At 54.8% G+C, this 13,668-nt stretch carries 17 protein-coding genes; 5 read left to right on the top strand and 12 right to left on the bottom strand.

What is annotated here, in order from left to right; genetic code table 11:
* Positions 1-98: 98 nt before the first annotated feature.
* A complete protein-coding gene (locus tag FIU92_RS17565; RefSeq protein WP_152460004.1) occupies positions 99-320 on the top strand; it encodes a hypothetical protein in 222 nt (73 codons plus the stop codon).
* A gap of 10 nt (positions 321-330) precedes the next feature.
* Here the strand turns inward: FIU92_RS17565 and FIU92_RS22865 are convergent, their stop codons facing one another.
* The 12 genes from FIU92_RS22865 to FIU92_RS17505 all read right to left on the bottom strand — a co-directional run bounded on the left by FIU92_RS22865 (position 331) and on the right by FIU92_RS17505 (position 8,620).
* Positions 331-489, bottom strand: coding sequence for a hypothetical protein (locus tag FIU92_RS22865; protein WP_170514440.1), 159 nt, complete (start codon positions 487-489; stop codon positions 331-333).
* 241 nt (positions 490-730) lie between these two features.
* Positions 731-979: a host nuclease inhibitor protein gene (locus FIU92_RS17555; protein WP_152460002.1), complete on the bottom strand. Its 249-nt coding sequence runs from the start codon at positions 977-979 to the stop codon at positions 731-733.
* Positions 980-1,020: 41 nt separating this feature from the next.
* Positions 1,021-1,308, bottom strand: a complete 288-nt coding sequence (locus tag FIU92_RS17550; RefSeq protein ID WP_152460001.1) for a hypothetical protein — start codon at positions 1,306-1,308, stop codon at positions 1,021-1,023.
* A gap of 62 nt (positions 1,309-1,370) precedes the next feature.
* Entirely contained in the window at positions 1,371-1,928 is a 558-nt protein-coding gene (locus FIU92_RS17545) for a hypothetical protein (RefSeq protein WP_152460000.1), read from the bottom strand.
* A 57-nt stretch (positions 1,929-1,985) separates the two neighbouring features.
* Positions 1,986-2,858 (bottom strand): DUF932 domain-containing protein, encoded by an 873-nt coding sequence (locus tag FIU92_RS17540; protein ID WP_152459999.1) that lies wholly within the window; start codon positions 2,856-2,858, stop codon positions 1,986-1,988.
* A 1,049-nt stretch (positions 2,859-3,907) separates the two neighbouring features.
* On the bottom strand, positions 3,908-4,111 hold the full coding sequence (locus FIU92_RS17535) for a hypothetical protein (protein ID WP_152459998.1): 204 nt from the start codon (positions 4,109-4,111) through the stop codon (positions 3,908-3,910).
* A gap of 791 nt (positions 4,112-4,902) precedes the next feature.
* Positions 4,903-5,445, bottom strand: coding sequence for a hypothetical protein (locus tag FIU92_RS17530; protein WP_152459997.1), 543 nt, complete (start codon positions 5,443-5,445; stop codon positions 4,903-4,905).
* 12 nt (positions 5,446-5,457) lie between these two features.
* Complete coding sequence (locus FIU92_RS17525) at positions 5,458-5,880, bottom strand: type II toxin-antitoxin system VapC family toxin (protein ID WP_256367500.1); 423 nt, start codon at positions 5,878-5,880, stop codon at positions 5,458-5,460.
* Positions 5,877-6,110, bottom strand: coding sequence for a plasmid stability protein stbC (locus FIU92_RS17520; protein WP_152459995.1), 234 nt, complete (start codon positions 6,108-6,110; stop codon positions 5,877-5,879). Before FIU92_RS17520 ends, FIU92_RS17525 begins: the two co-directional genes overlap by 4 nt.
* A 170-nt stretch (positions 6,111-6,280) precedes the next feature.
* Positions 6,281-6,928, bottom strand: a complete 648-nt coding sequence (locus FIU92_RS17515) for a hypothetical protein (protein ID WP_152459994.1) — start codon at positions 6,926-6,928, stop codon at positions 6,281-6,283.
* A gap of 33 nt (positions 6,929-6,961) precedes the next feature.
* The gene (locus FIU92_RS17510; RefSeq protein ID WP_152459993.1) at positions 6,962-8,158 is read right to left on the bottom strand and encodes a ParB/RepB/Spo0J family partition protein; all 1,197 of its coding nucleotides are present in this window, start codon (positions 8,156-8,158) and stop codon (positions 6,962-6,964) included.
* A 240-nt stretch (positions 8,159-8,398) separates the two neighbouring features.
* The gene (locus FIU92_RS17505) at positions 8,399-8,620 is read right to left on the bottom strand and encodes a hypothetical protein (RefSeq protein WP_152459992.1); all 222 of its coding nucleotides are present in this window, start codon (positions 8,618-8,620) and stop codon (positions 8,399-8,401) included.
* A 781-nt stretch (positions 8,621-9,401) separates the two neighbouring features.
* Between FIU92_RS17505 and FIU92_RS17500 the strand changes: the two genes are divergently transcribed.
* The 4 genes from FIU92_RS17500 (at position 9,402) to FIU92_RS17485 (ending at position 13,221) form a co-directional block, all read left to right on the top strand.
* Complete coding sequence (locus FIU92_RS17500; protein WP_152459991.1) at positions 9,402-9,887, top strand: hypothetical protein; 486 nt, start codon at positions 9,402-9,404, stop codon at positions 9,885-9,887.
* A 669-nt stretch (positions 9,888-10,556) separates the two neighbouring features.
* Entirely contained in the window at positions 10,557-12,359 is a 1,803-nt protein-coding gene (locus FIU92_RS17495; protein WP_152459990.1) for a zinc dependent phospholipase C family protein, read from the top strand.
* Between the two features lie 10 nt (positions 12,360-12,369).
* Positions 12,370-12,900: a hypothetical protein gene (locus tag FIU92_RS17490; RefSeq protein ID WP_152459989.1), complete on the top strand. Its 531-nt coding sequence runs from the start codon at positions 12,370-12,372 to the stop codon at positions 12,898-12,900.
* 69 nt (positions 12,901-12,969) lie between these two features.
* Positions 12,970-13,221 carry a hypothetical protein gene (locus FIU92_RS17485; RefSeq protein ID WP_152459988.1) on the top strand — a complete coding sequence of 84 codons (252 nt, stop codon included), beginning with the start codon at positions 12,970-12,972 and terminating at the stop codon, positions 13,219-13,221.
* The last annotated feature ends 447 nt before the right edge of the window (positions 13,222-13,668 follow it).

Below are 13,668 nucleotides of genomic sequence, written 5' to 3'. Positions count from 1 at the left end.
TAGATGCTGAGAATGGAAGGGTTGAAGATTTTCAGACCGCGTGAAAATCGCACTACCGGGGGTTGTACGCTGTGAGGGCTTGGGATTATCCGTTTGAGATGGTCCGGATCAACTGCAAGACCTGCAGGCGGTACGGGCAGTACCCGAAAAAGCGGTTCATTGAGCTGGTCGGTGCTGACACGCCGCTGCCCTCGGCGCTCAAGATCATCGCCAAAACATGCGACCGAGAAAAGGACGGGCTGGACCTGCACAACCGATGCGGCGCGGGCTATCCGGACCTCGCCCGGATGGTCGATGATAGGAAGAACAGGACGCGCTGAAAGGGCCGGGTCAGTCTCGCGCGACGGTCAGCCGGGCGGCACGGTCAGACTTCCAAACCTCGGTAGTGGCGCGCTGTTCCGCGTGCCAGCAAAATGCTGAAACTGCTGCCACCAGAAGGGCACCGGCAACAGCAATGTCGATGGTGTGATGAACACATTTCTCAAGCATCGGAATCCTCCTTTTCGTGGTTGCAGACCGGGCACGGAATGCCCCGCCGAATTTCAGTATCGGTCATGTCAAAACTCCATCCGGCGTCATGACCACACTGACCGCATATGAAGTGCCCACCCTTGGCAGTTCGCCAACCGGGCATCATACCGGGGGCTTGACCCACATCAGCCGCGTGCATCAAAACGCGCTGCTCGCGGCGCGGCTGATCGAGCCCCGGCAAGGTGAGCTGGTGGCGCACCTATCCGGCCTCGGGCAAAGGTTCGTCCATCCGGGTCTTGAACCGAATGGTGGCGTCTAAGGCCGCATCCCCGGTTTCGGCCTCCGGAACTCCGGGGATCAACCACGTGTCATTCCATGACATGCGGGCGCGTCCATCCAGTTTGCGGGTCAGCTCGTCCTCTGTTCCTTCCCCGATACAAATCCCGCCCTCGATGTCGGGATGTGCGGAAAGCTCGATGTGTCCAGAACGGAAACAATGGGCATACATTTGCCTGTCCTCTCGATTTCAGTTTTCGGGCTTCGCCCGGCTTAGTGCTGCCAGTTATCCCGGCCATATTTGCGGCCAAGAATGGTGATGCGGTCCTGCTGGTCGATGGGCACCCTTTGGCGGATCAACTCGCCGAACGGGTTGACGCCGTAGACGGAAACATCGTCATCACCAAACCCGTAGATCACGAATTTCCACGGCCCCCGCCCCTGCTCGCGGGTCTGGAAATATCCGTCATGATTTCGGCATTCCCAGGCACCGGCCCACCAACTTGCGCCGGGTGTTCCTTTCTCGGTCGGGGCCATCGGTATCAAATCAAGCTGCTGCATTTCTGGTCTCCATCGGGCAAATGGCGGGGGCCGCTTTTGCGGCCTCCCGGCTTTGCAAGGTTTCAGTGAAGGGTGGCGTCTGACTGGTACGGGTCGAGCTGGTCAGAACCGGAATAGTCGGAGTAATCGACAAACGCCTCGCGCAGATCGGCCAGCGGATGATTATCAAAATCATCGACGCGCTGGTCTTCGTCAGGAATCTCGCTTTCGTTGGCTTCGTGGATGGCGAATGTCAGAGCCTCGGCAATCTCAATGAATTCGGTCACTGGCACGAGCTGACCGCTCTGGCGGGGAAACTGCCCATAGGCGACGTCACCAGCCAAGAAGCCCTTGCCGGTTTCCGTGGCAATCTGGCGTGCGATTTTTACAATCGCCTTGGCATCCCATGCGTCATGGACTGCCATCGCCAGAAACTCCGGCGCGTCTTTGGTGCCTTCGTTCTTCCGGCCGTAAATGCTCCAAAACTCGACCTCTCCGGCTTCGCACTGGACGGCGCACCCTTCGCTTTCATCATTTCGGCACGGCATGATTTCGAACCACTCGAATTGGTCCAGCTTGTCGCCTTTCGGCAAGTTGTTGAAACGCTCGTGTGCGGGTGTGTTGACGATTTCATTTTGCATGGTCTCTGCTCCGAGTCAGGGGGTATGCGCGGCCCGGATCGAGCCGCGCGCTGTTCTTCAGGCTGCGAGGCTTACGCCCTTCAGCTCTGCCATCTTTTCAGTGAGAGACCAGACGGCCCGGTTCAGAGCTTTGTTCTGGTCGATGCCTTTGACGCCACGGGTGCGCTGTCGGCGTGTGCGGCCATTGCCATCCTTGACGCGACCATGCAGCCCGCCCTTGATGACGTTCTCCTGCAGTACATTGCCAACGGTCCACAGATCGGTCAGACGGTCGGCATTGCGGCGGGTTCTCAACAGAGCGTCAGCCTGAACCGGCGCGGGCTTTCCATCTTCCTTGTGAGCCTCGGGAAAGCGCAGTTCATGCACCACTTCCGCGAACACTTTGCGCTCGGCGTCGTCCAGAGAGATACCTTTGAAGGTTTCAACCTGCTCGGCCACATGGGGCGCATCTTCCAAAACAGTGTATGCGCCTTCGATCACCTCATGAATGGCGTCACCAGAATGGCGCACCTTCACCTCGTTAAAGCTGTCGCCAACCATCAGGCCATTAGCGCAGACAAACCGAAAGAAACCCGGCACCATCTGATAGCTGCTGGTTCCATCATTGGCGTTGACCAAGATGATTTCAAAGGCTTCGCCTTCGGCATTGGTGATTGAGCGGTGGCGCAAGCGCAGCATGTGTTTGGTGAACTCGGCTTTGCCTTCAATGCGGGTGTTGGCCTGCTGAGCAAAGAATGGGTCAAACCCTTCCTTACGCAGTCCGGTCAGAACGTCGATTGTCGGCACCACAACAAAGCGGTCAGACCGGCTTTCGTGGGCTTCGGTTGCGAAGATCGAGGGCACGGCGGAGCGCAGTTGATCGTCGGTCAAGGCTTCCCCTGTGACCAGACCACCGCAGGACATTCCGCTCATATAACGATTGTAACCCATAGACTTACTTCCTTTCTTTCGTGGCGATGCGGTTGCCGGTGTTTCCCAGCTTTCCGCCAATGGGCGCGGCCTTCTGATCTGTTAGCTGATAGATGGACCACATCTATCGGCTGGCAGAACAGGAGGGCGAAGCCCTGCCTGTGGCCCGGGGCGGGACTGTCACGGGGTCGGAGTGGCGAAAAAATGGGAGGGAACCGCGCGCTTGCGCGTGGGAGGAACCGGGTTTTTTGACATGGAGACGACGCGCACCGCGCGGCGCTTGCCCCTTGACCGGCCCGACACAGGATGCGGGCGGATCGGGATGATGGGACCGGCCTGCCGGTCACAGCAGACCCACTATTGGACAATGCCAGGGCCGGGGTGAGCGCGCTTTAGCGCGTCGATCCCCTGCCCTGTCCAATAATCAATGCGAGCCGCGCGCCGCGCGCGGATCTCCCAGACCTCTTGCAAAAGCGGGCGTTACCCGAAGGGCCGAAACAAGCAAGTCCTGGCGACCATTTGGCCGCGGTTAAGCTGGCTCGGGACGAGACAGATTCACCGCATCAGGCCGAAGGGAGAAAGGGCGTGGTTGGTTCGGGGCGTAAGCCGGTCTGCCGGCTGAAGCTTAGCACGCGGTCACGCGCCCCAAGGCGCGGGATTTGCGCATAACGCCGTCATTTGTACAGCGCAGCCTACTGTACAGAGTTTTGGCGGCTTTCAATTGAAGGTGATGTTTTAGGAACCGCACCGGCCTGATCAAATGGGAGGAAGTGATCATAATTTAGCCGGAGGGAACGGCTGGTTGTGGCCGGTGCGGTCGTATTGTGAGTGGCGTCTTTGCAAGCACCGCATTTCTTATCTCAAAATGAGGCCGAAGAAAGACGTAACCGACTAGGGAACCAGGTGGATACATCTGTTTGCTGGAACTGACCTCAAAATGAGATCAGCGACGGCCAATGACGCTGCAGGTGTGCGCCGCCAAGGCATCGGCTACGACAATCTGGGACGCTATTGCGTCCGGACCGAAGCCGGAGCAAAGGAAAGGGCGACTTGCGCCGCCCTACCCCTTTTTATTCGGTCACCTGTTCGTTGTCGTCATTGCGTTTCGGGAAGGCCACCATTTCGACGCCGGGGAACATATCGTGTTTGACCTGGATCGAGGTGATGTTGCCGTGATCGTCAGTGTTTACGAACGCGACACCGCAGCGGTTCCAGAAGTTTTTGCCATCTTTTTCACCGGCTTTGACGTTCAGCTTCAGAGTTTGAGTTGCCATTGTTTGATCCTCGTTTTTTGAGTGTTTCGATGAACATGGAAGAAGCGGGCATAAAGGGGGTGTCAGCAGGTAATTTGCTCCGCGAGGAATGCGCGATCAGCGCAGGGGAAATTACCTGTTGAAGCGGAGCGCCCGGAACGGGGGCTGCGCGGCTCCCCCGACTGCCCGCTTATGTTCATCAGAGAAGAAACACGTGAACGAGGATCTTCACTGGCAACGGGATTGAGGCTGTCAGACCGAGTGAAAGGCAAGAGCTTCTGGGCCCGCTGCGCCCGGAACGCTTGAACAAAGAGAAACGCGGCAACATCACCTCGATCCGACAGATGGGCATTGGGCGAATCCGCGATCTGGCCGCTTTCCCGAAACGGAATGACCTGCGGAACAAGGATTAAGGGCGCGGTGGCAGCGCAAGTCGCCGGTTCTTGCTGGCAGCGGCGCAAGAAGCATCCGCTGCTACGGGAAAGCCCTAATTTCGGCCTGCGTTTGAGTCGGTTATCAAAGTCTCAACCCTACCACTTACCGCTCACTGACGGTAATTCCCCCAGAGGCCAGCATCTACCCCCTCATGCTGGCCTCTTTCAATTCCCGAAACCATGATGAAGAAACGCGGCCTGGCCGCTGAAGCGGCCCCTTGCGCTGGAAGCGCACAGTCCTGATGGAGCGGGGTTCCAACCCCGCGCGGTCAGGACAACAAGGACATTGCACCATCAAGCCGCCGGTAAGAAAAAAGGCCCACCGAAGTGGGCCAGTATCTCTCGCCACAAGAGGAAAATGAAAGAATCTTGGTGAGGCTATCGCTTGCGCGCCCGATCGACAACGCCGTCATAGGTGATCGCGGTAATCCGGTCCTCAGTACGACGGGTCATTTCGATCCCATCACCTGTCATTGTTGTTTCCGCATGTTCGGTCCATTTGAAAATGCTGCCATCCGCTTCGACATGGGTTTCATCTTCAGCGGAACGTCGTTTGACAGACCCATCATGTCGAACCTCAATAATTGTGCCATCCGCCATTCGGACGGTTACAGAATGATCTTCGACCGCAACCCCTTGCCACCAGCTTTCTGCATCACGACGCACAACAATCCGACCGGGGTGCAGCTTGATTTGCACATCCTGAGTGTCCTCCGGGTCGGCGGCTTTGACCACAACAATGGCCTCCTGCTCGCTCGGATCGCCATGAACGGACGCGCTGCCGTACTTCGGGGGCCAGAACTTCGGCTCGCTGCGCTGCCGTTTGTTCTGGTCCTTGTGGAACGCAATATACATCTGCGCGGACTTCCAGACGCGGCGAATGGCGCTCTCTGGTGCTGTTGGGGTGGTGGCTTTGGTCATTCTTCCAGTCCCTCAATCGGATGGGTGATCCCAAGGATTCAAAACATTGACACCTAAGAACTGAAACGGCTTCACGTCTCTTGTTGCGACTGAAAAACCGTGTGTCTTTGCAATTGCCGCAATCTGCGCGTCCGCCAACTTCACGTCATAGGCTTTCGCTTCGGCTTGCATGTTTGCAAGGGCCTCCGCAGCCGCACGGTCAAATGGCAAAATCCGGTTGCCGCACAGACGGCCTAGCGTAAAGTCGAACCCCTTCCAAAGCGCAGCTTTCCGGTTGCCGTCAGGCAATAATTCGATCCCGTAACGTACCTCAAAGATGGTGATCGTCGTGGTATAAAACTGCGCGCTATGCAGCGCATTCAACCACCCAATCACCGCCTTGGAAGGGCTTTCCTTCATAGGGTCGGACAGCACGTTTGTGTCTAGAATAATCACCCGAAGTCCGCCGGTTCTGCTTTGTCGCCACTACGTTCAATATCTGGCAAGAATGCATTAAGGCCCTGCACGTATTCCACAATCACGTCGCCAACCTTCTCGGCTGGCCGTGACGCCTCATCGAGAAGTTGCCGCGCGGCTTCCTCAGTGCTGATGCCACGTTCTGCCGCGACAAACCGAACGCGACTGTGAACGTCATCAGATAGATTTCTGACTGTCAGATTTGCCATTTCATCCTCCATGTTTGATAATGACAGCATATCGCTGATATGATGGCAGTGCAAGCAAATAGCAAGTATGCTATCATTCTTTCATTGCGTTTCGGCAGTCACCTTGCGGGAATACGTCATGATTAAATCCCTGCTGGGAACAGGGCGCAATGCGCCCTGCCCTAATTGTTTTAGAAGCACTCAGGGACCCATGCGTCAATGCGGGCTTTCTGTTCGGCGGTGATGCGCAAAGCCTTTTGATGCTCTGGATCGTTGAACAGCTTGGGCAGCGCTTGGTTCTTCTCGCCCTTCTTGGACTTGCTGAACGCGCGGTAGGCATCGGTGTCCATGTGCAAATCCAGAAGGTCTTTGTACAGTTCATCCAACTGTACAGCCTTGAGCCGCTTGAAGCAGTTCGTCTCGGAAGGCGTCCAGATCGAGCGAATATCAGCATCAACATCAGCCGCGATTTCAGCCATGAAGTCGGCCTGCTGGGTTGTAAAGCGCCGCGCGAGAAACGCGGTGATTTCGCCGTTGCGGGTTTTCTTGCCCAGATCGCGGAAAGCCTTGAACGCTTCGACACTGCCTTTCCCGGCCATTTCCTGAAACTGGTTATAGGCTTCCTCTGCTGCCTCGTCCCTTTCTCCGCCAAGGCGCGGATCAAGATTGTACTGGTCGTCAATCTCGGGGGCGTTCCGCTCCGCACCGCCGTAGCCAAACCCGAACAGGCTGGTGTGGTGGCCGGATGCTGGTGTCGCATAGAAGGCAAACAGGCTCAGAACATACTCGGGCTTGTCGAGCATGGCCGTTTGAATGGCTCCCAGACGGATCGCTACCATGTCGTCATTGAACTTCTGCGAGAAGGCCGGTTTCTAAGCTTCCCGCGTGGTGGGCTTGGAAGGTTCTGAGGGGGCTTCGATGAACTCCCGCTCAATAGCCGCTGCCTGATCCTCGGGCTTAATGAGGCCACGCAAAGCGGAGATGTCGCCATTGTGACGGACAAAAACCATGATCCCGGCCAACGCCTTCTGCGCGGACTGGTATTCACCATCCAGAACCTTTTGCATCGCATCCAGTTCGGCTTGTCCGGCCTCGTCCAGCGCGTCACCTTCTTCAAGCTCGGCCAACTCGTCAAAGCGCTCAGCCTGTTCCTCGGTCAAAACACCTTCAATCACCGGAGTTTGAGCGACCCCGTGGGCGTCCCGGACCTCGTAGAAATATGGGTTGCTGTCGTCGGTGATCATGACCCATGCCCAGCCTTCCGCTTCGCGCAGCTTTTCGGCTTCCTCGGCCAGTTTCTCGGTAAACAGGCGGTCCAGCAATTCAGGGTCATTGAACAGGGTTTCGTTCTGGAACAAATCACTGGTGACGGTTCCGCCAGCGTCTTCAAAGGCATCCTGTCCAACAAACTTGGCTCTGCGGTCTGAGTCGCGCACAGACTCCGGTGTCAGGGCTTGGCGGACATAGTATTCATTGTACAAGCGCCCGGTTTTTGCACCTTCCAGTGCTTCAAGGATTTTTGCCTCGTCGTCACAGATGGTCATAGCCTTGGCAATGCCTTGGCTGATTTCCCCGGCTTTCACCGCATCCAGGACAGGATTGGGCAGATCAGCCAGCGCAAGGCGGCGGCGCACATGCGCCTCGGTGACGCCGAATGCGTTGCTGATCTTGCCAACAGACAAGGATTTCGCGGCCATTTTCCCATAGGCACGAACCTCGTCAATCGGGTCCAGTTCTTCGCGGGCGGTGTTCTCGGCATTGGCCCATTGCTCGGCCACAAAGGGGTTATCGGTGATCTTGACCGGCACCTGCGCCAGATCGGGGCGCTCGGTCACGGCAAGTTTGAGCGCGCGGAAACGGCGGCCACCTGCGACGATGCCGACTTTACCGTCCTTGTCGCGCAGACCGCTCAAGTTCTGGATCAGGCCGCACGTGACAAGGCTTTCTGCCAGCAGCGCAATGCCTTCGTCGGAAACGTCCTGACGCGGATTGATGTCTGACAGGTACAGATTGGACAGGGCAACGGTTTCGATGGTTTCCGGTGCGGTGAATGTTTCGAGTTTGCTCATTGGGCAAGTCCTTGTCTCAAAGCTAAGTTTTTGTTATTGGTGCCCTACCCCTTGCGGGGTAGAGCGAGGCCGCTTAGGCGGTTGCTTGAGTTTTCAAGAAGGCGCGGGCGATTTTTGCGGATAGACCGCCCTTCTTGAGCAATTCATCGGCTTCTTTCCGACGCTGTTGCAGAGTTTCTTTACTCATGGATTTCACCTCCTTCCGTGCGCAGGTTGCACATTGGCCGTTTCAGAACCGGACTATTCGTCCACGCTGAAAACGACCGTTTTATCCTCAACCGTGTAAGGCACGGCCTTGGACAAAAGCTGTTCGATGGCGGTGTTGGGAACTGTGGGGAAGCTCTGGCACATGCTGTTCAGCAGAACCGGACGATCATCTGCGAAGTGATACCCGTTGATGGCCCATGCAATTAGGCCGGGTGTATGAACCATTTCCGATGATCCAAGACGATATTCAGTCATAATAACTCTTTCCTTCGTGGCGATGCGGTTGCCAGTGTTCCCCGGCTATCCGCTAATGGGCGCGACCTCTTTGTTTTGTTAGCTGAAAGATGGGCCACATCTTTCGGCTGGCAGAACAGGGTGGGCAAAGCCCAGCCTGTGGCCTGGGGCGGGACTGTCACGGGGTCGGAGTGGCAAAAAAATGGGAGGGAACCGCGCGCTTGCGCGTGGGAGGAACCGGGTTTTTTGACGTGGAGACGACGCGCAACGCGCGGCGCTTGCCCCTTGACCGGCCCGACGCAGGATGCGGGCGGATTAGAGCGCATTCAGAACATCAAATTGAAGGGGCTCTGACACCGCGTTCGAGCCGGAGGCGAGAGGCAGCGGAGTTAGATGCAACTGAACTGAATGCGATCGGGATGATGGGACCGGCTTGCCGGTCACAGCAGCCCCACTATTGGATAATGCCAGGGCTGGGGTGAGCGCGCTTTAGCGCGTCGATCCCCTGCCCTGTCCAATAATCAATGCGAGCCGCGCGCCTCGCGCGGATCTCCAAGACCTCTTGCAAAAGCGGGCGTAACCCTATGGGCCGAAACAAGCATGTCCTGGCGACCATTTGGCCGCGGTTAAGCTGGCTCGGGACGAGACAGATTCACCGCCACCTGGGCCGAAGGGAGAAAGGTCGTGATTGGTTCGGGTCGGAGGCCGGTGTGCCGGCGTCCGACTAGCACGCGGTCACGCGCCCAAAGGCGCGGGATTTGCCCGTATGGCCATTTAACGGCTATCCCGACATAACACTGTAATGAATGATCTGACCGACAACCCACCGTCTGAACTTCTTTCACTGTACGCTGACATCCTGGCCGAATTGCGCAGGCAGGGCATATTGAGGACTGGAAACAACCCCGCTGGAGATTGGGCAGAGTTTCTGTTTCGGGAAGCGTTTGGTTGGAAGTTAGCTCCCAACTCGGAAAAGGGATACGATGCGACAGACGCGACAGGAATCCGATATCAGATCAAGTCTCGACGGATCTACCAGCGCAACACGTCCCGCGAACTATCCGCCATCAAATCTCTGAATGACTTCGACGTTCTGGCCGGTGTGCTGTTCGATGAGCAGTATCGAGTGATCCGCGCGGCAATGGCGCCGGTCAGCGTCGTCGAGGAAATTGGTAAACCCGATGACAAGAAAGGTTATCGGTTCTTTTTGCGTGATGACATCTGGAAACACTCCGATGTTGAAGATGTGACAAGCGCGCTTAGGAAGGCCGCAAACCGTAGGCCGTAACCAATGCCGGGGCTAAGTGTAACGACCTGCGAACATAATTGGCTCGACCTGCAATCATCGTGATTTTCGGCCCGAATTATTTGCATCTATCGAAGGGGGCAAACCCGGATTATCTGCGAATGAACCCACATTGTTTGCAACCAGCCTGCAATCATCGGCCCGAACCCAGATTACGTGCGAACGGCAGTCCGATAGGAGAGCTTGGCATGCTTGGGTTGAAAGATTGCAGCGCAGCAATTGCCGTTCGCCGCACGGGTCGTGAACTCGAAAGACGCGGACCTTGCCGGCTTTCCCTGCGGCTGCGCGATTGACCGCTCTTCTGAGGGTAGCTGGGGACAGTTCGAAACAGCCTCGTGTCAATAACGGTGGCTTTCGCCTGTGACAAAAACGATTGGGTTTTTGGCCCCAGTTGTGGCTACATTTTACGTATAGCACAATCTCTCAGCGTGGGGAGCTCGTCACAACGAGGCGGTAGAAAACGCCATGAGATTTGACAAATGTTATACTTTCACGCGAAGATCGAAGTGAGAGTTAGTCTTGGAAGATTGCGCAGCGGTCACCGAATTTGAGAAGTTTCGGGCTCATGGAATGAACTTCACCTAAGACGAAAGTTCTCATCTCTGCGTATTCATTTACCACCTGCTAGATTTTTTGGGGGGGGTGCGCAAAGTGCCGAAGTTTGGATCACACATCATTTTCGCAGAGTTGGCCGCTCAAAGAAGACCGGACCTTTTTCCAAACCTCCATGCTGAAGCCTTAAGGTTTGGTGCCATTGGTCCAGATACAACACTGTTTATGTTCGACCCTTCCACCAGCAAACCCGAACTTCGAAAAGGTTTCGAAGTCGCGCTTTCGGTACTCGAGAAGACTTCGGACATCAAAGAGAAACTGAACGAGATAGAAGAGCAGCTCACCAAGCCTGTCGATGACTTGGTGGATTGGTTGAGTGGCGGTCTTAGAAAAGACCTCAGCTATACATTTAATGTCGGCATGGAAGCGATGTTCTTGGCCACAAAGCTTGGACTTGCTTGGGGCGTCGGGTCAATAAACGTAAAGAATCCAATCTTTTCAGAGATTGGGAGTCTTCCACCCGAATTTGTGATTGATCCAAAATTTTCCGATCCAACTTGGGTGATAGAAACGACAGATAAATTCGGATTTCCGTTCCGGATGTTTGGGCATCCGTTCACAGATGACGGTGCTTGGAAACACCCCACCACACCAGGTGATTATTCAGAATGGTGGTGGATGGATTTGCTACACTATCGACATACCGGCGATTTTGCGACGAACCTATTGTCCACGGCCAGCACTACGGCACAGCTATCCTATGCTCGTGGGTATATGACGCATGTGGCGGGAGATGTGACGGGTCATCCTTTTATCAACCGACTCGTAGGGGGACCGTTCCGGAATCATGCCTATCGGCACCTAGTCGTCGAAACCGTCGCAGACAGTTGGCTGTGGAACAATCAGGGTCGCGGAGACATTATGGCAGCACGGTTGGACACACTGATCAGTGTGTCCTCACAAGAGGAAAATGAAATCGCAGAGTTGATTGTGAACTCAATGCGCGACGTTTACCAGCCACCGTTCGTTCCATCTCTGCTTAAGAATGGGTACCCTGAAAAGGACGAGTTCCTATTCGCATATGAGTTTCTAAAGCGCTATCTCCGCTTGTCGACCAACGGGACAATCGAGAAGCCTACACCCCCGCCGGATAACCTCAAAGAGGTCTGGAAGGAGATTAAGGATATTCTCAAAGCCAATAACCCGGGGCCACCACCGAAGTGGAATGGGAGTATTTCTGACTTTCTTAAGTCACTGTTTTCGTGGCTCTCCAAAGGTGCTGTCCTGCTGGTGATGATTGCAACTTTGCCAGTCGCGGCAATCACCAGAATCGTAGCTCAAGCTCCCAGATGGGCGTTATACTTGATCAACTCTGCTCTACATTTCATTGTAAGCGCTATTCGCACGATGCTGTGTTTAGTTGGGTGGGGCTACTTGAGTAAGGATGATTTCTCCTCCTTCGGCTTCCTTGATGACATGATCACAACCTCGGACAACTTTGAGGCAAATACATATCCCAGGCGAACGCTGCCGAATCCGAAGCCCCTTATGTACTGGCTTGTACCACCAGACATTCTCGCTTCGGTCGAGCGGCCCGCCACAGTTCCAATAGTTCCGTTAAACCAAAAACTGCGCCCAGATTGGATGGTGGACACCTCGAATGTGATGAACCCCGAAGCTGAAGCCTTGCTTCACGAAATGGGACAGGCTCCTACCCCGCAAGACACTGTGAGTCTGGAATCGCAACTGACTGAGACTAATGGATTCGGAAACGCGGTAGACTTCTCGATTGCCTTATTGGAGGGCTCTCTCCCGGTTTATAATTTCGATCTGGATGGAGATCGTGGTATTGGGTTCCGCCCTTGGGACGAATTGCCTCCTGGCAGCACTTACCAGTTTTAGGGGAACGTCGATGAACGACATTGATGCACAAGACATCATCCTTGATGATAATGAGAACCCGCAGGATGCTTTCGTGATTTTTGAGCTTTACGAGGGCGATATAGGTTCTACCGTTGACCGCAGTCAAAAGCCGGAGTTCAAATCAAGGCAACCGAAATGCTTAGTAGAATTCACTACAGAAAAATTGGTTGTTGAGGCGTCGAATATCGGCACACTTGCGAGTGATCTGACTGTCTTAGAGTATCAATTCATTTTTTGCACGTGGGAAGTTCACGGGCCAGAAGATGGATTCATCAATGGCATTCATTCGGGAGAGGCGACAGGAGACCCATTGGATGATTTGGGACACGCAGATGCTATCGAACCCGGTAGAAAACATCGTTTCGAATTGAAAGTGCCGGAATTTCACCATCCTTTTAGGCTTTGGAACATCTACTTTCGCGGCCGTTTAGCCACCATATGGTCAAAACCCCCTGACCCTAAGGATTGGGATTTTTCTAGAGATCCACGCGTTACTGAGGCTCACCTACGAGTCAATTAATTGTAAGCGTCCGGGTGTAGGTCGCGGCGAGGTCAATGTTCCACTTCGACGGCTCTTCGGTCATGGGTCTTGACGGAAATTACCTTGTTTCGAGCGCCGGTATCGGAGGTCAAAAAAACTCTAGCCAAAACCTATTTGCCAAGAACGGTCGTTTTTGTCGCTGGCGGAGATGCGCCGGCAAGCATTGAAAATCTTATGGCACAAACCTTGGCGAAACTCGGTTTGATTTTGTTACATATTTTTCCGCAGTCCGAGGAGCCGACATTGGTGGACAGCGCAGCATCCAGTAACTTGGGCTCTTTCGTTGAATCCACGTGGTAAGGACGAACGTTGCCTTAGCCGAAAATCTTTAAAGTTTCATTTCGACCCGTACCGCAATTGACCCCCACTTGGGAAGTAGCACGGCGGAAAAAAGAGAAGATGAGGCCCGTGCAAACGACCGAATTTTAGAGGTCGGAAAAGGCAAGACCGTCGGTCTCCTTAAGGAATGGCAAGACGGCTACAAACAACCCTATTAGATTTATGGTGCGAAGCAGGATGTAGTCCTGGTCAGTCTTTCTAAAACGTGCAGCGCGCGCCTATACCGCGCTGAGCTGGCTCTGGTGTGCTGTAGGCATGTGATTCGATTTTCATCGTCTCTATTTGGTTAAGAAAAACTAAAAGGAGGGGAATTTATCATATTAATTCAGCTACTTAGGGGCCACCACCTTGTAAAACCTCCAACAAAAATATTGACGAAAGGAGTTCATACTTCGTACCGTCAGATAT

The sequence above is a fragment of the Ruegeria sp. THAF33 genome (assembly GCF_009363615.1).
Lineage (GTDB): Bacteria > Pseudomonadota > Alphaproteobacteria > Rhodobacterales > Rhodobacteraceae > Ruegeria.
The sequence above is the reverse complement of the archived record's forward strand: the minus strand, read 5'-3'. Positions and strand labels throughout refer to the sequence as shown.

What these genes read in the sequence shown, in the direction of transcription:
- FIU92_RS17565 (WP_152460004.1), top strand. Translation starts at nt 99, where the DNA reads ATGGTCCGGATCAACTGCAAGACCTGCAGGCGGTACGGGCAGTACCCG.
- FIU92_RS22865 (WP_170514440.1), bottom strand. Translation starts at nt 489, where the DNA reads ATGCTTGAGAAATGTGTTCATCACACCATCGACATTGCTGTTGCCGGT.
- FIU92_RS17555 (WP_152460002.1), bottom strand. Translation starts at nt 979, where the DNA reads ATGTATGCCCATTGTTTCCGTTCTGGACACATCGAGCTTTCCGCACAT.
- FIU92_RS17550 (WP_152460001.1), bottom strand. Translation starts at nt 1,308, where the DNA reads ATGCAGCAGCTTGATTTGATACCGATGGCCCCGACCGAGAAAGGAACA.
- FIU92_RS17545 (WP_152460000.1), bottom strand. Translation starts at nt 1,928, where the DNA reads ATGCAAAATGAAATCGTCAACACACCCGCACACGAGCGTTTCAACAAC.
- FIU92_RS17540 (WP_152459999.1), bottom strand. Translation starts at nt 2,858, where the DNA reads ATGGGTTACAATCGTTATATGAGCGGAATGTCCTGCGGTGGTCTGGTC.
- FIU92_RS17535 (WP_152459998.1), bottom strand. Translation starts at nt 4,111, where the DNA reads ATGGCAACTCAAACTCTGAAGCTGAACGTCAAAGCCGGTGAAAAAGAT.
- FIU92_RS17530 (WP_152459997.1), bottom strand. Translation starts at nt 5,445, where the DNA reads ATGACCAAAGCCACCACCCCAACAGCACCAGAGAGCGCCATTCGCCGC.
- FIU92_RS17520 (WP_152459995.1), bottom strand. Translation starts at nt 6,110, where the DNA reads ATGGCAAATCTGACAGTCAGAAATCTATCTGATGACGTTCACAGTCGC.
- FIU92_RS17515 (WP_152459994.1), bottom strand. Translation starts at nt 6,928, where the DNA reads ATGGTAGCGATCCGTCTGGGAGCCATTCAAACGGCCATGCTCGACAAG.
- FIU92_RS17510 (WP_152459993.1), bottom strand. Translation starts at nt 8,158, where the DNA reads ATGAGCAAACTCGAAACATTCACCGCACCGGAAACCATCGAAACCGTT.
- FIU92_RS17505 (WP_152459992.1), bottom strand. Translation starts at nt 8,620, where the DNA reads ATGACTGAATATCGTCTTGGATCATCGGAAATGGTTCATACACCCGGC.
- FIU92_RS17500 (WP_152459991.1), top strand. Translation starts at nt 9,402, where the DNA reads ATGAATGATCTGACCGACAACCCACCGTCTGAACTTCTTTCACTGTAC.
- FIU92_RS17490 (WP_152459989.1), top strand. Translation starts at nt 12,370, where the DNA reads ATGAACGACATTGATGCACAAGACATCATCCTTGATGATAATGAGAAC.